We start from the raw sequence: 18,753 nt of genomic DNA on the forward strand, positions 1-18,753 counted from the left end.
CATCACGTGATTCAGCTAAAGCTGAAAACGTGACTGCGTTTCTTTGAAACTTGAACTGCGCTTGCCCGCCAACGCCTTGTGGCGGTGTTTACCCGCCAACGCCTTGTGGCGGGCTACGCCCCGACAACCTATTTTATTTTTAAAATAATAATAATCAAGTAAATTCTATCTTCAGGCTTTCAGTATCTTCTTCAAATCCCCAAGTTCTTTCTTTATCTGGTCAATAAAACCCTTGTCGAAAGATATCTTTTTCAGATCTTCCTTTTCCCTGTTTAATCTTGTTTTAGCCCCTTCGATAGTGAACTTTTCATCATATAAAAGTTTTTTAATCAACTGGACCATTTCGATATCTTTCTTCTGATATATCCTCTGGCCCTTAGCGCTTTTGGAAGGCCTTAATTTACCGAATTCTTTTTCCCAGTACCTCAATACAAACGGCTCAAGCCCTGTAATCTCGCTAACTTCGCTAATTGAATAATACAGCTTATCCTGGATTTTCATGATTATACCCCATAAAATATATAGTTTTAAAAATGCTCGGGTTTCGCGTCTCTGGTCATAAGGTCTCTCACAGCTTCCCTGGGAGATTTATTTTTATACAGGACATTATACACCTCGGAACATATAGGCATCTCAACAGAATAAGCGGCCGAAAGCTCTACCGCTGACAGAGCTGTCTTCACCCCCTCCGCAATCATAGGAGATCCGGCCTGTGTTTTCTCAAGTGTCTTTCCCAATCCTATTTCATTACCCAGTTTAAGATTCCGGCCGTACCTGCTTATGCATGTCGTAATCAGGTCGCCCATTCCCGCAAGGCCGGAAAAAGTTTCTCTCCTGGCTCCCATCTTAACGCCCAGGCGCGTTATTTCGGCCAATCCCCTTGTCATTAACGCCGCCTTACTGTTATCGCCAAAACCCAGAGAATCGCAGATTCCGGCGGCGATAGCAATAACATTTTTCAGAGCCCCGCTTAATTCCACGCCAAGCACATCATCTCCGGAATAGACCCTGAAAAAATCCGTATGGAAGAGCCGCTGAACATCTTCGGCTATCTTCTTGTCCCCGGATACAGCCACAACCGTGGTAGGCATTTTTCTCGACACTTCTTCGGCATGGCTGGGGCCTGATAAAACCGCAATTCTGTCCGACGACAGTTCATCCTCTATAACTTCGCTCATTCTTTTCAGAGATTTATTCTCTATCCCTTTACTCAGGCTTATACAGACAGTATCATCTCTGATAAAATCCTTAAACGAGGAACATATATTCCGCATAAAATGGGAAGGAACCGCAAACACGGCATAGTTTGATTTCCGCATCGCGAGTTCAATATCGTTTGTTACAAAAATTTCAGCGGGGATTTCGATACCCGGTAAAAACTTTTTATTCTCGCGGCGCTTACTAATGTTGTCAACATTGTCTTTAAAAGCTCCCCATAATTTCACTTCCCCGCCTTTTTCATTCAACAAAACAGCAACGGCTGTTCCCCAGCTTCCATCTCCTATTACAGTAATTTTGTTCATTTCCGGATATCCTCTTTTTTTATGCTTTTTCCCTTCATTGCAGGGAAACTGAATACAGGTTCGGTTTTTGTTATCAATCGCCTGATATTCTTTCTATGCATATAGACAACAAGCAGCGAAGCAAAAGAAATAAAGACCACTATCTTCAAAGGAGACGCGAAATACCACATTATAAAAGGCATAAGGATTGCGGCGGTTATAGAGCTTACGGAAATATACCGGAACATGACAAACACAACAATAAAAACACCAAAAGATACACAGGCGGCGGGAAGGTTTAAAGCAATAATGATGCCCACTCCCGATGCGACGCCTTTTCCGCCTTTGAAGCCCAGGAAAACAGGCCACATATGGCCCAGCAGAACCGCTGCCGCCGAAATAAAAACAAGGTTGCTGTGAATACCATACGATCTTATAACTAAAAATACCGGAAGAAACCCCTTAAAGCAGTCCAGCAAAAATGTTATCACGCCGTATTTAAATCCGAATAACCTCGCCACATTTGTTGCTCCTACATTCCCGCTGCCCATGGTCCTTATGTCCCTTCCCGAAAGGAACCTGCAGATAATAAAAGCAGTGGGAAAAGACCCTATTATATATGAAATTATAAAAATTATTAAAAAATTCATATCTCCCCAATAATATCCGTGTAAATGAAAAATGATACAGTATTATTTCATATAATTGCTATAATATCAACTATAATAAGCAGTTAAGATATTAATACTTTCGCTGTATTTTATATCTGGACTCCCTGTTTCTGAATCTGATAAAAATCGGAGCTCCCTTAATAGCAAAGTGGTTTCGTATGCAGTTAACCAGATAGTTCTCATAACTCTTTTTAAGTAATTCCTTATTATTGACAAAAAACAAAAAGGACGGCGGGCATGTGCCGCATTGCGTCGCGTAATAAAATTTCAATCTTGAGTTTTTAACTATGGGAGGCAGGGTCTTCCGCATGGCTTTATTTATCAGCCTGTTCAATTCCGAAGTGGGGATCTTCATTGAACTCATATTATAAACGCCCTGGAATATTTTCACTGTCTCAAGAACATTCCTGCCGGTCAATGATGATATAAAAACCACCGGAGCGTAACTGAGAAAAGGCATTTTTCTTTTTATCGCGTCATCGTACGCTTCCTGTGTGCACCCCTTGACAAGGTCCCACTTATTTACGCCTATCACGCAGGATTTACCCTTATTGGAAACAAATGATGCTATTTTTAAATCAATCGAACCGGGCCCTCTTTGAGCATCTATTAAAAGAAAGACGATATCAGCTCTTTCTATGCTTCTTTCCGCCCTCATAACGCTGTATTTTTCCACCGCATCCTTTATTTTTTTCCTTTTCCTGATACCTGCGGTATCTATAAGGATAAAATCCGTATTGCCGGCTTTAAATTCCACATCGATCGAATCCCTTGTTGTTCCCGAAACTTCGCTGACGATTACTCTTTCCTCGGATAAAAGTTTATTGATAAAAGAAGATTTGCCCGTGTTCGGCCTTCCCACAACGGCTATCTTAACCGATTTTTCCGGAAGAATAATTTTTCCGGAAAAAGGAAGCAATGAAGTTACCCTGTCCAGTATGTCTTCTATTCCTATATTATGCAAAGCGGAAACTCCGACAACCGGATCGATGCCCAATTCGTAAAAAAGAGATATATCATTCAGCAGTTCGGGGTTATCGCATTTATTAACCGCAAGAATAAGAGGCCTGCCGGACCTTCTCGCATGAGCCGCGACTTCTATATCCATAGGTATACAGCCGGCAGTGACATCTACGACCAGTATCAAAACATCCGATATTGAAATTGAACGGTCGGCATGTTTGAGAATCTCGGTTTCCATCGAGCCCTTTTTACCCGTGACGATCCCACCCGTATCATTCAACTCAAAAACACAATCATCATGTTCAAGCTTCCCCTCAACCCTGTCTCTCGTTACTCCGGGTTCCGGATTGACTATTGATATTTTCTTGCCCAGCAAACGGTTAAACAATGCGGATTTACCGACATTAGGCCTTCCTATTATAGTGACTTTTCTGTAATTAGCATTCATAAGATATTTTTTAATATTATTTTTTCTTACCCGCTTCTTCTTCGGCGCTTACAAGCTGCCTGGCTCCCTTAATCATATAATCGGCGCCTGATACGACCGTGAGCAATGCGGAGAGATAAACAATGACCATAGGTTTGGGAAAAATAAAAAGGACCCATAATACTGCGGCCATCTGCAAAAAAGTGGTAATCTTGCCGAATATGCTGGGCCGAATATGGACATCGCCCAATATCATCCAGACAAGAAAAGATCCCATCAGGATAATAACATCCCTCGTTATTACCGCAACTGCATACCAGTAAGGCAGGCTGAACCCCATAGATGTTTTCTCCATGCTGGGAAATGTCAATACAATAACGGCTGAAGTTAACAGCAGTTTATCCGCAATCGGATCCAGGATAGTGCCCAATCTGCTTTTCTGATTAAAATGCCTTGCGATAAAACCGTCTAATGCGTCGGTCAACACGGCGATTGAAAATAAAGCGATTGCAATTAATCTTAAGATTTCGCCCTGATCATTCTCCGAAACCCTGAAATAATGCACAACCGCGACAAAACACGGAACAAGGAGCATCCTGATAACAGAAATTTTATTAGCCCAGTTCAAACAAGTCCACCTCCCATCCGATACTTTCCTGATTTAATGAATTTGCGGCCGAAACCTTATCTTTCCCGTCATTCAGTTTTATCGCCGGAATGCTGTGTTCTGAAAGGGAATTTACCGTTGTCAAGAAAAGACAACGTATTTTTCAGCCTCCTGATACAGTTTTCTTTTCCGATGCCGGTCAATGTCTCAAATATAGGCGGGCTTGCCGCTGATCCCGTAACCGCAACCCTGACGGGATGAATCAATCTGGAGTTCGAAATATTCATTTCCTCTTTAACCTTTACAAAACCTTTTTCCAGGTTTGCGGCATCGAAACTTTCCTCGTGTTCAATCTCATTGAGGATTTTTTCAAGGATGTCGCTTACATTTTCTTTAAGCAGATATTTTTTCACCGCGCTTTCATCATAGTCAATATCCTTTGCGAAGAAGAATCTTGTAAGTTCCGTTGTTTCCGAAAATGTCTTTATCCTTTCCTGTACGAGAGAAACTATAAATTTAAGATGCTCTCCGTCCGCATCCCTGTTTATTATCCCGGATTCCTGGAGATACGGCGTCACGGCCGCAGTCAATTGTTCCAGGCTCATTTCCCTTATATAAACACCGTTCAGCCATTGCAGTTTTTTTACATCGAATATCGCGCCTTTCTTTCCTATTCTTTCCAGGCTAAAAGATTTCACAATTTCATCCGCGCCCATCTTTTCCCTGTTATCGCCCGGCGCCCATCCCAAAAGCGCCAGGAAATTAACGAACGCCTTATTAAAATACCCTTCCTTTTTATACTGCCCGACGGAAGTTGCCCCGTGTCTCTTTGATAATCTCGAACCGTCGGGACCGAGTATCAGCGGCACATGCGCGAATTCAGGCAGAGAGAAACCCAGGGCTTCATACAGCAAAATCTGCTTTGGCGTATTTGAAATATGGTCATCTCCCCTGATTATATGTGTTATTCCCATTAAGTAATCATCTATAACACAGGCAAAATTATATGCTGCCGTCCCGTCCGATTTCATTAAAACGATATCCTTAAAAACCGACGTGTCAAACTCAACATCGTCATGGATTAAATCTTTTATCACTATTTTTCTGCTGTCCGGCAGCTTAAAAATAATCGCCTTATGAGTGCCCTTGATTTCATCAGACTCATAAGCCAGGCCTTTGGAAAGCAGTTCCTGAGCATACTTCCTGTATATTTCTTTTCTTTCCGATTGGAAAAACGGCCCTTCATCCCAATCAATCCCAAGCCATTTCAAGCTGTCAAAAATCGCTTTTGTAGACTCTTCTGTAGACCTGACCGCATCGGTATCTTCTATCCTCAGAACCAGCTTTCCTCCCGTGTTCTTCGCATAGAGCCAGTTAAAAAGAGCTGTTCTCGCTCCTCCTACGTGCAAATAACCCGTAGGCGCCGGGGCAAACCTTACTTTCACCTTTTCTGTTTTCTGCATTATCACTCCTTTTAAGCCTTAGTCCCGTCAAATTTAAACCTTAAACCGCAATCCAGGGCTTTCAGATTTAAAGCTATTATCCCTTTCCCTTTATGTTTTAAGACAATTGAAAAATTCTCCTTAATCATCGAAACAGGCAGAAACTCTTCTATGGAAAGAAGCGCGCCCAAAGCTATAACATTCGCGACTTTAATCTCTCCCAATTTCACAGCCATGTCTGTGGCGGGAATATTATATATATTACCTGCGTTCTTCCCGGTGTCTCCCGTCCGGTCGGCGCCGAGAGAAGAATTTGCTAAAATCAATCCGCCCTGTTTTACCGCCTTTGCAAACTTATTTAATGAAGGCCGGTTCATTGCCAGCAATATATCAGCTTCTTCAATACACGGGGAAGCGATGTATCCATCTGAAACGACAACCTGGCAATTAGCTGTGCCGCCCCTGACTTCCGCGCCATAGGAAGGCAGGTAGGTAACGTTCTTATCGGACATCATAGCGGTCAGCGCAATAAATTTACCCAGCGCAATTATTCCCTGCCCGCCGAAGCCTGATATTATTATTTTTCTCTCCATCCCCTCACCTTGCCGTATTTTTAATTTCCCCGAGTGGAAACACCTTTAGAAGCTTATTATCTATATATTGTAAAGACTCAAGAGGCGTAAGCCCCCAATACGTAGGGCACGGAGAAATTATTTCCACAAGGGAAAATCCTTTTTTAGCTATTTGAATCTGGAAACTGTCTTTTATCGCTTTCTTCACTTTTAAAATATTCGACGGGGTTGATAACGCGCCGCGGTAAAGGTATCTTGCCCCTTCAAGCACGGAAAGAAGCTCGCACACCTTTATCGGAGAACCTGTTGTTCCTTTCTCCCTCCCGGAAGGAGTTGTCAGCGTTTTCTGACCCTCAAGCGTCGTCGGAGCCATTTGCCCGCCTGTCATACCGTAAACGGTATTATTCACAAAAAAGACCGATATGTTTTCCGACCTGTTTGCCGCATGCACTATTTCAGCCGTTCCTATCGCGGCAAGATCTCCGTCCCCCTGGTATGAGAATACAATATTATCAGGAAGCGCTCTTTTTATGCCCGTAGCAACAGCCGGCGTCCTGCCGTGCGCGGATTCAGCTACATCAAAATTAAAATAGTTGTATGCCAGAACGGCGCAACCCACGGGCGCGACACCAATCACCCGCTCGCGGATTTTGAGTTCGTCAATAACCTCGGCAATAAGCCTGTGCGCTATTCCGTGCCCGCACCCGGGGCAATAATGCGTAATATTATCATTTAACGCTTCCGGCTTTTTATATATTTCTCTCATCTCTTGCCTGTAACCGCTTTTACTATTTCCGAAACGGAGGGAATTCCGCCTCCGGTCCTGCCTATAAACCCGACCTTGTTTTTGTCATCGGCATAAAACATGATATCTTCAACCATCTGCCCGGCATTCATTTCAACACAAAAGATTTTCCGGGATCTTTTTGACAGGCCTGTAAAAACATCCCCGGGAAACGGCCATAGAGTAATAGGCCTGAACAAACCCGCCTTAATTCCCATCCCGCGCAACTCCTCAACCGCTTTTTTACACAGCCTGCCGCAAAATCCGAAAGCAGTCAACAGGACATCCGCATCATCCGCAAGAAAGGTGTCATATAAAATTTCTCTTTCCCGTATCTCGCCGTATTTTTTCTGAAGATTTTTATTATGGCGTTCAAGAACGCCTTCTTCCAGAAACAGTGATTTTATGCTCCTGGGTTCCCTTTTTTTACAGCCTGTGAGGGCCCAGTCATTCCTGTAGCTGAAGGATTCTGACATCTCAGGAAAAGAAACAGGTTCCATCATCTGCCCCATCAACCCGTCCATTAATATCATTACCTGCATCCTGTATTGACCTGCTTTTGAAAAAGCCATATATGTATAATCAACGATCTCCTGGAGAGTGGAAGGAGCAAATACCAGTAAACGGTAATCGCCATGGCCGCCGCCTTTCACCGCTTGAAAATAATCAGACTGGGAAGGCGCGATATTGCCTAACCCGGGTCCCCCTCTCATGACATTTACAATAACAGCGGGCAGTTCGCAACCGGCAAGATAAGAAATTCCTTCCTGCATAAGGCTTATACCCGGGCTGGAAGACGTAGTCATGGCTTTTGCGCCGGTCAATGCAGCTCCAAAAACCATATTTACAGAAGCCAATTCGCTTTCCGCCTGCAGAAAAACTCCCCCGACCTCGTTCATCCTTAAGGACATGTAAGAAGTTACTTCATTCTGAGGTGTTATCGGATAACCGAAGTAAAACCTGCAACCCGCTCTTATCGCCGCCTCAGAAAGAGCGACATTTCCGCAAACCAGTTTTTTTTCTTTCATTATTTTTTTCCGTCAAAAATTTCGATGGCGCAGTCAGGGCAAACAGTAACGCATAATTTACAACCCCTGCATCCTTTAGCGGTATATTCAATCACGTTGTATCCCTTTGAATTCAATTGGCCGGAAATGATAAAAGCTTTATCTGGACAAACGCTTACACAATAACCGCAACCCTTACATTTTTCCTTGTTAACCTTTACATACGCCATATTCTACCGCTTGGTTCTGTAAGTTCCGCTCCAGTTCAATTTATCTCTCAATATGCCGTAATATGACCTTTGCACGGGCCGAATCAGTTTTATACAGTCCTTACGGCTTTTCACGATAATAGCATCGCCTTTTTTTAAACTAAGGCCTACCTGCCCGTCAATGGTCAACCTGGCGTTTTTTTCGGCTTTTTTCACCAATAAACCCACTTTGGTTTCAGAGGGAATTATTATAGGCCTGTTTGTCAGGGCATGAGGACATATAGGTGTAATAAGTATGGATTTCATAGTCTGGACAACAATAGGACCTCCCGCGGAAAGAGAATGGGCCGTAGAACCGGTGGGAGTCGCAATTATAAGTCCGTCCGCAAAATACTCATTCAGAAATTCATCCCCGAGATTCACCTGTATTTCCAGCGCTCTCGAAAATGAATCCCGGCTTAAAACAGCATCGTTCAGCGCAATAAAATCCGCAATACGCCTGTTTTTTCTCATCACTTTCACGTCAAACGTAAGAAGCTCTACTATCTTATAATGCCCATCCATGACGGTGCCCATACTCACTAAAAAATCTTCCTTTGTAAATTCAGTCAGGAAACCGAACGACCCCATATTGACGCCCAGCAGGGGGACATCTGCGTTATGGCATTCTCTGGCGGCATATAAAAAAGTCCCGTCCCCTCCGAGAACGATGATAATATCAACTTTACTTAAAAATAATTTTAAATTCACAGACTTGAAATCGGCATCAGGTGCGGACGGGATAAAATCCGGCATATAAACATCAATATTATTTTTCTTAAAAAGACCTGTTAAAGTTTTTATATATTCGAGACATTCTTTTTTTCGGGGATTTGGGAAGATGCCCACCCTTTTAATCTTCATTTTTCTTCTCCGCATAAATCAAATATTCAACATTGCCGGCAGGTCCCTTTAAAGGCGATTCCACGCAGCCTATTACCGAATAACCGATGGAAACACATAATTCCCTTATCCCGGATATAACTTTCAGTCTTACGGATTCGCTCCTGACAACTCCGCCTTTCTCAACAGCTTTTCTGCCGGCTTCAAACTGAGGTTTGATCAGAGCGATACATTTGCCGTCGCGCTCCAGTAAACTATATGCAACGGGTAATATTTTGTCAAGCGAGATAAAGGAAACATCTATCGTCACTAAATCAACCTTTTCCCCGATTTGATTTTTCTGCAGATACCGCGCGTTGGTTTTCTCAAAGAGAGCAACCCTTTTATCTCTGCGTAAGTTATAATCTATCTGTCCGTAACCCACATCAACCGCAAAAACCTTTTTAGCTCCTTTTTTTAAAAGGCAGTCCGTAAAACCTCCGGTCGAGGCGCCGATATCAACGCAAATCTTATCCTTGATATCTATCTTAAAAAAATCTACAGCGTGTTCCAGCTTGAATCCGCCTCTGCTGACATATTTAAGCCCTTCTTTTATTACAATCGGCGCGTCAATATTCACCAGCTTCCCGGATTTATCCGCCAGAGCGCCCCCGATATAAACCTTGCCGCCGAGTATTAATGCTTTTGCCTTTGATCTGGTGTCCGCCAAATGCCTTTCAACCAGAATATTATCTAATCTTTCTTTTTTCATGCCACGCTTATTAAAATGAAGTGCATATAATATATAAATTAAAACACTATGTTACGCAAAACCGCCTGAAGATTAATCGTTAAGGAATTTTCTTACGGTATGCTCTATCCCGGCTGCGTCAAGACATGTCAGTTCAAGCAATTCATTCCTGCTCGCATGCGTCACAAACTTATCTTCAAGCCCGATATGAAGCATCAGCGGAGAGAATCCCATTTGAGACGCTTTTTCGGACAAATAGGAACCAAATCCCCCCCTTATTACATTTTCTTCAACGGTGATTACCTTCAATTTTTTCTCAAGAATACTTTTATACATGGTTTCATCCAAAGGTTTTATAGAATAACAATCCACCAACCCTACTTTATTCCCTTTCCGGTTAAGAGATTTTACGGCGCTTTCACAGATCTTAGTTAAAGGCCCTGTCGACAGGATAACAGCTTCTTCTCCGTCTTTTATCCTGGACCAATTTCCTATAATCAATTCTTTTTCCGTATCGCGGACGATATCCGAAGAAATGATTTCTTTCGGATACCTTACAACGCAGGGTGAATTCAACTTTAAAGCCGACTTTAAAAGCAAACGCATCGAAGTTTCATCGGAGGGCGCGACTACCGCCATATTGGGCAACATAGTCAAATAAGTTATATCAAATACGCCGTGATGGGTCGCCCCGTCTTCTCCGACTAATCCGGACCTGTCGGCCGCGATAACCACCGGAAGGTTCATTAAACATACCTCATGGAATATCTGGTCGACAGCGCGCTGGAGAAAAGTTGAATATATCGCAACAACAGGTTTCATCCCCGAAACAGCAAGTCCGCCGGCAAATGCGATTGCATGCTGTTCCGCTATCCCCACATCATAAAATCTGTCGGGAAACTCTTTTTTGAATCCGGTCAGCCCGGTTCCCAGGCACATGGCAGCGGTAACCGCGATAATATCCTTGTCCTGTCTGGCAAGTTTCAGCAGTTCATCGCCAAAAACATCCGTAAATGTTCTGCCGTTTTTGGGCTTAACACTCTGTCCCGTTTTAATATTGAAAGGCGCAGTTCCATGGAATAGCTCGGGATGCTGTTCGGATATTTCATACCCTTTCCCTTTTTTTGTGACTATATGCACAATGACGGGTTCGTTAATATGCTTTACATTATCGATTGTCTCGATTAACAATTCCATATTGTGTCCGTCGATAGGCCCGAAATACCTGAATCCCAGCTCTTCAAAAAAAGCCCCCGGGACTATAAGGCTTTTGATCGCTTCTTCAACTCTGTGGGCTGCTTTTATAAGATTTTTACCGACGGCGGGGATTTTATCGACAATGGATTCAACGTCATTCTTCAGATTATTATAAAAAGGAGAACTTATAATCTTATTGAGATACTTTGATAAAGCCCCTACGCTCGGAGAGATAGCCATTTCATTCCCGTTCAGGATAACCATTAATTTTGTTCCCATGGCTCCGACGTTATTCATGGCTTCAAAAGCCACTCCGCCCGTAAGGGATCCATCTCCGATAACTGCTATAACATTGTAATCACCCCCGTTTTTATTTCTGGCCGATGCCATGCCGGCCGCGACGGATATGGATGTGCTCGCATGCCCTGCGATAAATGAATCGTATACGCTCTCATCAGGTTTGGGGAAAGCGCTTAAACCGTCCTTTTTGCGAATGGTATTAAACCGGTTTTTTCTTCCGGTAACAATCTTATGTGCATACGCCTGATGCCCCACATCCCAGACTATTTTATCCTCGGGCATATTGAAAACGCGGTGAAGAGCTACGGTTAATTCTACGGTGCCCAGCGAAGACGCCAGGTGTCCGCCGTTCCTGGAAACTGAACCGATTATGACCTCTCTTATCTCGGAACAGAGAAGTTTAAGTTCAGATACGGAAAAACCCTTTAAATCCGAAGGATTATCGACTCTATCCAGTAATTTACCCATTAAGACCCTTCATATCTTCAGCAGGTGTGTTCTTTTCGGGTTTGAGTGGTGTATTCTGCCGGGTATTTCTTGTTTCTTTTATGTCTTTAAAACGGACACGGGATTTTTTCCCTTTCTTTGCGTCAACCAACATCTCTATTTTATTTTCAGCTTTCGACAGTTCATCATTACACAGCGATATAAGCTTCATTCCCTCTTCATATTTCTCTGTAAGCTCGTCCAAAGTCATTTCTTCGTTTTCAAACTCCCGGACAATCTCCTCTATTTTTTTTAAGGCAGCCTCAAATTTTATTTTTCCGCTCATTTTCCCTTAACTCCTTATGAATAACTTTTGAAACAATCCGGCCTTTAAATAATCGTGTTAAAATCTCTTCGTTTAAACCTATTTCTCCGGCATCACGGATAATCTTTGATGTCCCTGCATTTACCGTAAGGCTAAAACCCCTCTTCAGCACATTCAGGGGGTTCAGGGCTTCAAGCCTGCTTTTGTATCCTCCGGCTTTTTGCTTCGATATTTCTATTTTATGCCAGACCGTTCTGGACATTATATCATAATAATCATCTATTCTCTGCCGGTATTGATATGTAAAATCGGCAGGAGCTGCGAAGACCCTGTTCTTCGACATATTTTTCAGTGTTTCTTTTTTCATCTCTATATACGATTTAAAACATCTGTTAAGCCTGATTTCATATGATCGGACTTTTTCGATTATTTCCATCCTGTCGGGAACAAGCATTTCCGCCGCGGCGGAAGGAGTGGGAGCTCTCAGGTCAGCGACAAAATCGCAGATCGTAAAATCTATTTCATGCCCTACCGCGGAAACGACGGGTTTGTCCGAAAAGAACACGGCTTCCGCGACTTTTCTTTCGTTAAAAGGCCAAAGATCCTCGACACTGCCTCCGCCCCGGCAGACAACTATTATCTCAATCTCTTTTATTTTATTGAGCGCTGTAATTGCGTGTCTTATTTCTTCGGCGGCTGTTTCTCCCTGCACCCGGACCGGGGATATAAGAACTTTTAAACCGTTCGACCTTCTTTTCAAAACACTGATAAAATCCCTTATGGCAGCTCCGGTGGGAGAAGTTACAACGCCTATGCATCCGGGAAAAGGAGGCATACTCCGCTTTCTGTCGAACCACCCTTTCCCGGACAGTTCCTTTTTAAGTTTTTCAAAAGCGGCATGTAATGTTCCCACTCCTTTTTCTTCGATCTGCACGGCAATCAACTGATAATTCCCTGATTTTTCATATACCGAAATTGAACCGAACACCACCGCTTTTAACCCGAGTTCAAACTCAAAAGGGATTGATCCCGCATAAAGCCTGTACAGCACGCACTGGATCTGGGAGTTTTCATCCTTAAGCGTAAAATAGACATGTCCTGAGGAAGCTTTCTTAAAGCTTGATATTTCCCCCGTAATCCACAGACATTGAAAATTTTCTTCAAGCTTGTTTTTCACCTGTCCGGTCAGTTGCGAGACTGAAAATGGGTTGTCGAATGAATTGCCTATCATATGGTTTAATCGGTTAATTCCAATGAGCCCAGCATAATCGAATCGAACTTGTTAAATGACCAGTTCAGCTTGGTTTCAGGCGAACCGTCATTGTCAATATCATGCACCGCAACAGACATGCCAAGCACTTTTCCGCTCTCCGGCACAACATGCAGATAGTCCCAGCGAATAGCCCCTTCAATCGTATATTCACCTTTTCTGTACTGTTCATTGAACCTTGCGGCGACCCGCACATTGTCTCCGGGGTTTCCCTCGTGAAACCATGACCAGACCTGCGAAGTGCCTTTTATAGAGCGCGGGGCGACGCCTATTTGATAATCCTTTTTACTCCCCCATACAAACAAATCGTAATCGGGATCTATATAAAGCTCAACGCAGTCTTCTTTATATATGTTCTCATTAACGCTGTTAGCGACGATGATATCATCTTTTACCCTGACTGCAAAATAAAGATAGTCATCGTCCCACATAAAATAAGCCATAGCGCTCAAATCATTTTTTGATGTCGCTTTGCCGAATTCGAGAGAATCTTCCTGCACTATCTCTATCGGATGCGAATCATTCCATTCATTGAGGATCCCGTCTATCGTAATTGTCCCTTCCGGTTTAGAGGCATAAGCGTCTTTCAGCCGCCGCACATCTTTTTTCCCTCTGGCCGACACTACCAGGGATTCATAATCCGTCGGTTCGGCAGAATCTTTAAATCCGGCAAGCATCATGCTTTTTTTAATATTTTTATTCTCCATGAATTCTTTCCAGACATTTCCCGTCCTGTAATTTTCAATCATTAAAAAAAGTATGCCCTGGTCTATTCCTATAGAATCGCTGGAAAACCAGTTTTTCCCGGGATTAAAGGCCGACACAAACCCGTATTTCGTCCAAATGCGCTCGCCGTATTCAGATAACATATATCTTGTTGATAATAATGACTCCTCAGGCATGAAAACAACGGAAGACAGAATACCGTAAGGAGCTATTGTCCCATCATGATTCCCGAAATCCGCCCCATATGCTCTATAGCCTCCGGGGCCGTCTGAAGCCGTTAATCCCCATAATTTTCCATACCACGGGTATTTTTCCGAGCTATCCAGGCAAAATTGCCAGTTTGACTTTACAGCATTCCCGCTGTTTTCCCAATAATTCGCGTACTCATCCTTCCTGTCCCTGAAATCAATCCAGGCATGTGAAAAAAGGTAAACAAACACAGGTTCTCCCGGACAATATATATATGTTTCGGAACCTCTCTTTCTCACGGGCCGTTTCCAGTTATGCCATGCGTCGGGGCTGACCGGATAAGCCGGAGAACCTATCGCGAGTATATACATAATCATTTCTTCCGCAGCCATACCCCATTCAGCAGTCAAAAAACCGGTTTCGGGAAGCCAGCCCATCCGCAGCAAACCTGTTTTTTTGTTATACATCCACTTCCAATTAGTCTTTCTGTATAACTCCTCTGCCATTTCTTCGATTTCAGTCCCCTTGAAATGTTCGCCGGCGTGCAGCGCGCCCGCGAGAAATAACGCGGTATCAATGGAGGAAGCTTCTGATTTTCCCGCCCTTCTTCCTGTTTTCATATCGACAAAATGATAATAAAAACCTTTCTCATTCTGGACTTTATACTTAAAAGTTTTCAGAATTTTTAAAATACGGCTATAAACATCTTCCCTGCTTACCCATCCTCTTTGCTCCGCAACACAAAAAACCGATAACCCGAACCCGACCGAAGCTACGCTGGAAGGCGAAAATTTAGCGCTCCTATCCTTTATCAGGCCTGTTTCAGGGTCGGACTCATTCCAGAAGAAATCAAATGTCGACCTTTGAATCCGGTCAAGTAATTTATCATCATCAAGAGTCGCTATATTCAACGCCTCTTTTTTCCTGATCTCTTTAAACTTGTTAGCTTCCTCAATCCTCTGAGTATAATAATCCGCGGGAGAGGAAAAGGCGAAATCATCAAAGTACAACACTCCTTCTTTCGCCGTCACCCTTCTATCTTCAAAAACAATCACAAGCTCCCTCATGTCATTCCAATCGGTTATACCTTTCATGTCTTCCAGAGGAATCTTTATTTCCTGCCACTTGTCCGAGATGCCGGAAACCATATAGCTGCCGACTTCTTCGGAATTTTTAAGCTCAATCTTAAATAATCTGCTGAAAGCGCGGGCGCTGTCGCCCTTAACCCTGAATACTAAATACTTATAGGGATATAAATTCGCAGAATTTAAATTTGTCCAGTATCCATTATACGCGGAACGGGGGGAATCGACATCATACTCGAGCTTCAGGACCCTGTTGCCGTCTTCCTCAACTATTTTATACCTGCACTTCTGGGTTATATCGGTATTATCCTTCTCCCATGTCCCGAGGGTCCCGCCAAGGCAATTAAGCGTATAATTATCACTGAAATCATCCAGGACCAGGATTTCTTCATCCGGATTACCGGAGGGTTTTTCCGCGTCCGTATTACCGCTTCTTGATTTTTTCTTTTCCTTCTTTTTTTCTTCTATGATTTTCCGGAATTCTTCCCTCGAATATTCTTCCCCTTCAAATTCAACGCGGTCGTAATTCCCGTTTTCATAAGCCGCGCGCAGCGGAACCCCGGGAAATGCGCAGAACAAAATAAAGAAAATAATGACATAATTAAATATTTTCATGGTATTAACATAAACGCATAGCAGTGTGGATATTGTTTTATCGCCCAATAAGCCAGTCAAAGAATATTTTAATTCCGTTTTCGATGTTTACTTCCGGTTTATAATTCAATAACTCCGAAGCAAGATTAATATCGGCAAAAGTCCGTTCAACATCTCCTTTTTGCGGAGGACGTAATTCAACCCTGGCTTTTTTGCCTGTAACCTTCTCGATTATCCGTATAAGTTCCGTTATTTTAACCGGTTTTGAATTGCCCAGGTTGATTATCTTATAATCAAAATCTATCTTAAAAACAGCCAGTATCCCGCTTACAATATCTCCGATGAAAGTATAATCTCTCGAAGAACTGCCATCCCCGTATATTTCTATAGGTTTATCTTCAATGACATTTTTTAAGAACTTATGAATGGCCATTTCGGGCCTTTGTCTGGGACCGTATACCGTAAAAAACCTCAGGCAAACCGATTTTACGCCGAAATTCTTATGATACGACCTTAAAATCTCTTCGCAGCAGAGCTTGGTTGAACCATAAGGCGATTCAGGTTTTAAACCGGATAAATTTTCCGAAAAAGGCACTTCGGCGCTGTTCCCGTAAACCGAAGAAGAGGATGCGAATATTATATTTTTGCAACCCGAAAGCCGGCAGGCTTCACAGATATTAGTAGTCCCGCCTATATTGACTTCTTCATACAACTTCGGGTCTTCGATGGACGGCCTGACACCGGCTCTTGCCGCAAAATGGACAATATAATCAAATTGTCCGGATTGAATAACCCTCTTTATATTCCCGAAATCACAAATGTCGGCTTCCAGAAGCCTGAACTTTTTCAATTTCGTGAAATCACGGATATTGCGGCGTTTAATAAGAGGGTCATAATAATCATTGAAATCATCCAAACATGTTACTTCACTGCCTTCTTCCAGAAGTTTTTCAATTAAAGAAGACCCTATAAAACCTGCGCCGCCTGTTACCAGAATTTTCATATTTTTATAAAAATAACCTCATTTTGATTATAACATTATGGACAAAACAAAAAACCGATTATGTAAAACTTCGGCTATGCCTTGCCTTTTTCAAAAACCTGCCACGCGCAACCCATGATCCCGCCGTCATTACCCAGCAAAGCGGGAACAATCTTTATCCTGTGGCGATATACCTGCATCACTCGCTGTGTTACGGTCTTTTTTACGGGGTTAAAGATCAATTTCCCCGCCTTTGCGACCCCGCCTCCTATTACGATTATTTCAGGGTCAAGCAGGTTAACCACACCCGCAAGGCACACCCCGAGATATTCTCCCGTATCATCCCATATTCTCATGGCAAGCTTGTCTTTCTTATTTGCGGCTATCGCAATATCCTTGGGTGTTATTTCTCCAAATCTGCCCTTAAACTTTTTCTCAAGCACTGAGCCGGGATATTGATGAAAAAGCCGGATTAATCTCCTGACAATATACTTGTTTCCGACATACGCTTCTACACATGCTTTTCCTCCGCAGGCGCAAGCCGGGCCGTGTACGTTTATAGGCATATGGCCCAATTCTCCCCCCGCCATAAAACTGCCCCTGTACAATTTTCCCTCCAATATTAAGCCGCTTCCCACACCCGTGCCCAATGTAATACACACGGCGTTTCTTGTTCCCCTGGCGGCGCCGTAAGCATATTCGCCCAACGCCATCATATTCGCATCATTATCCACAAAAACAGGGACCTTGATTCTTATCTTGAATTCATCCAGCAGGTTTACATTATTCCAGCCTTTTATATTTACAAGCGCATGAATTACGCCCTGAACCGAATCAATATGCCCCGGCGCGCCTATTCCTATACCCGCAAATTCGCCTCTCTTTATATTCCCGGCTTCAAGCAAAGCATTTATGACAGACAGCGACTTATCCACCCACAAATCAAACCTGCCGAACTTTTTAGTTTCAAACAAAGCCCGCGATGCGATTTTGCCTCTTTTAGATATAATCGCCACTTTAGTATAAGTACCACCAATATCTATTCCGGCGGCAAACATAAAAAACCTCCATTTTTTATCTAAGATTCAGCGCATTCTCGGTGTTTTTGTAAATCTTATGCGAAAAACTTTCTCTCTCTTCTTTTCTTATATCTGCAATGTAATCGCAAATATACGCCACATTCCCGGGATAATTTTTCTCTCCTCTTTTATTTTGCGGCGCCAGATAAGGGGAATCGGTTTCTGCCAATATAGTTGATACATCAAGCGACGATACCGCTTCTCTTATTTTTCCCGACCCGGGATATGTAATATTCCCGCAAAAAGAAATCCTGCAGCCTAAATCTTCAAGCTGCATTGCCTCGCTTCTGCTGCCCGAGAAGCAATGTATAATGATATTAGACCCGTTAGGGCATCTTTGACCGATGATCCTGATAACATCACTGTAAGCGTCCCTGCAATGAACACAAACCGCGATATTCCTGGATAAAGCGTACTCCAGGAAAAAAGAAAATACCTCAACCTGTTTTTCCGCGGGGGTAATGCTTCTGTAATAATCCAGTCCGACCTCACCTACACAAATAAAGCTTTTATCCCTGAATATCCTGTCCATGCTTTTAACGGAAAACTCATTAATCTGCATAGCGCTGTATGGGTGAAGGCCGAAAGAATTATATATTTTTACTCTCGAATCAATATTATGTATTTCAAGCTTCAGCGTTTTTTCAAGTTCTTCTTTATCGGAACAGATGTTCAATATTTTAAACACACCCTGTTCAAAAGAAGAATTAAGCACCCGCAGGATATTTTCCCGCGGGCCGAATGAAGCCAGATGCGCATGAGAATCAAAATATTTATTGGACAA

At 43.0% G+C, this 18,753-nt stretch carries 19 protein-coding genes; all 19 read right to left on the reverse strand.

Features of this window, described 5'->3' with window-relative positions; genetic code table 11:
• Positions 1 to 171 precede the first annotated feature (171 nt).
• The 19 genes from M0R36_00005 to M0R36_00095 all read right to left on the reverse strand — a co-directional run bounded on the left by M0R36_00005 (position 172) and on the right by M0R36_00095 (position 18,753).
• Positions 172 to 501, reverse strand: coding sequence for a MerR family transcriptional regulator (locus M0R36_00005; GenBank protein MCK9554194.1), 330 nt, complete (start codon positions 499 to 501; stop codon positions 172 to 174).
• Between the two features lie 26 nt (positions 502 to 527).
• On the reverse strand, positions 528 to 1,523 hold the full coding sequence (locus M0R36_00010; protein ID MCK9554195.1) for an NAD(P)H-dependent glycerol-3-phosphate dehydrogenase: 996 nt from the start codon (positions 1,521 to 1,523) through the stop codon (positions 528 to 530).
• Positions 1,520 to 2,152 carry a glycerol-3-phosphate 1-O-acyltransferase PlsY gene (plsY, locus tag M0R36_00015; GenBank protein MCK9554196.1) on the reverse strand — a complete coding sequence of 211 codons (633 nt, stop codon included), beginning with the start codon at positions 2,150 to 2,152 and terminating at the stop codon, positions 1,520 to 1,522. The genes M0R36_00010 and plsY overlap by 4 nt, the downstream gene beginning before the upstream one ends.
• Positions 2,153 to 2,243: 91 nt before the next feature.
• On the reverse strand, positions 2,244 to 3,584 hold the full coding sequence (gene der, locus M0R36_00020; GenBank protein MCK9554197.1) for a ribosome biogenesis GTPase Der: 1,341 nt from the start codon (positions 3,582 to 3,584) through the stop codon (positions 2,244 to 2,246).
• Between the two features lie 16 nt (positions 3,585 to 3,600).
• Complete coding sequence (locus M0R36_00025) at positions 3,601 to 4,191, reverse strand: CDP-alcohol phosphatidyltransferase family protein (GenBank protein MCK9554198.1); 591 nt, start codon at positions 4,189 to 4,191, stop codon at positions 3,601 to 3,603.
• A gap of 68 nt (positions 4,192 to 4,259) precedes the next feature.
• Positions 4,260 to 5,633: a glutamate--tRNA ligase gene (gene gltX, locus M0R36_00030; GenBank protein MCK9554199.1), complete on the reverse strand. Its 1,374-nt coding sequence runs from the start codon at positions 5,631 to 5,633 to the stop codon at positions 4,260 to 4,262.
• Positions 5,634 to 5,644: 11 nt separating this feature from the next.
• Positions 5,645 to 6,205, reverse strand: coding sequence for a 2-oxoacid:acceptor oxidoreductase family protein (locus tag M0R36_00035; protein ID MCK9554200.1), 561 nt, complete (start codon positions 6,203 to 6,205; stop codon positions 5,645 to 5,647).
• A 4-nt stretch (positions 6,206 to 6,209) separates the two neighbouring features.
• Positions 6,210 to 6,950, reverse strand: a complete 741-nt coding sequence (locus M0R36_00040) for a thiamine pyrophosphate-dependent enzyme (GenBank protein MCK9554201.1) — start codon at positions 6,948 to 6,950, stop codon at positions 6,210 to 6,212.
• Entirely contained in the window at positions 6,947 to 7,996 is a 1,050-nt protein-coding gene (gene vorB / locus M0R36_00045; GenBank protein MCK9554202.1) for a 3-methyl-2-oxobutanoate dehydrogenase subunit VorB, read from the reverse strand. Before vorB ends, M0R36_00040 begins: the two co-directional genes overlap by 4 nt.
• Complete coding sequence (locus tag M0R36_00050; protein MCK9554203.1) at positions 7,996 to 8,205, reverse strand: ferredoxin family protein; 210 nt, start codon at positions 8,203 to 8,205, stop codon at positions 7,996 to 7,998. Before M0R36_00050 ends, vorB begins: the two co-directional genes overlap by 1 nt.
• A 3-nt stretch (positions 8,206 to 8,208) precedes the next feature.
• Positions 8,209 to 9,087, reverse strand: a complete 879-nt coding sequence (locus tag M0R36_00055) for an NAD(+)/NADH kinase (protein ID MCK9554204.1) — start codon at positions 9,085 to 9,087, stop codon at positions 8,209 to 8,211.
• Positions 9,077 to 9,817, reverse strand: coding sequence for a TlyA family RNA methyltransferase (locus M0R36_00060; protein MCK9554205.1), 741 nt, complete (start codon positions 9,815 to 9,817; stop codon positions 9,077 to 9,079). Before M0R36_00060 ends, M0R36_00055 begins: the two co-directional genes overlap by 11 nt.
• A 72-nt stretch (positions 9,818 to 9,889) precedes the next feature.
• A complete protein-coding gene (dxs, locus tag M0R36_00065; protein MCK9554206.1) occupies positions 9,890 to 11,761 on the reverse strand; it encodes a 1-deoxy-D-xylulose-5-phosphate synthase in 1,872 nt (623 codons plus the stop codon).
• The gene (gene xseB, locus M0R36_00070) at positions 11,754 to 12,065 is read right to left on the reverse strand and encodes an exodeoxyribonuclease VII small subunit (protein ID MCK9554207.1); all 312 of its coding nucleotides are present in this window, start codon (positions 12,063 to 12,065) and stop codon (positions 11,754 to 11,756) included. The genes dxs and xseB overlap by 8 nt, the downstream gene beginning before the upstream one ends.
• The gene (gene xseA / locus M0R36_00075; protein MCK9554208.1) at positions 12,043 to 13,275 is read right to left on the reverse strand and encodes an exodeoxyribonuclease VII large subunit; all 1,233 of its coding nucleotides are present in this window, start codon (positions 13,273 to 13,275) and stop codon (positions 12,043 to 12,045) included. Before xseA ends, xseB begins: the two co-directional genes overlap by 23 nt.
• Positions 13,276 to 13,280: 5 nt before the next feature.
• On the reverse strand, positions 13,281 to 15,929 hold the full coding sequence (locus M0R36_00080; protein ID MCK9554209.1) for a hypothetical protein: 2,649 nt from the start codon (positions 15,927 to 15,929) through the stop codon (positions 13,281 to 13,283).
• Positions 15,930 to 15,966: 37 nt separating this feature from the next.
• The gene (locus M0R36_00085; protein MCK9554210.1) at positions 15,967 to 16,911 is read right to left on the reverse strand and encodes a GDP-mannose 4,6-dehydratase; all 945 of its coding nucleotides are present in this window, start codon (positions 16,909 to 16,911) and stop codon (positions 15,967 to 15,969) included.
• A 74-nt stretch (positions 16,912 to 16,985) separates the two neighbouring features.
• Positions 16,986 to 17,948, reverse strand: coding sequence for an ROK family protein (locus tag M0R36_00090; GenBank protein ID MCK9554211.1), 963 nt, complete (start codon positions 17,946 to 17,948; stop codon positions 16,986 to 16,988).
• 16 nt (positions 17,949 to 17,964) lie between these two features.
• The gene (locus M0R36_00095; GenBank protein MCK9554212.1) at positions 17,965 to 18,753 is read right to left on the reverse strand and encodes a TatD family hydrolase; all 789 of its coding nucleotides are present in this window, start codon (positions 18,751 to 18,753) and stop codon (positions 17,965 to 17,967) included.

This window comes from bacterium (genome assembly GCA_023228325.1).
GTDB lineage: Bacteria > Auribacterota > UBA6266 > UBA6266 > UBA6266 > UBA6266.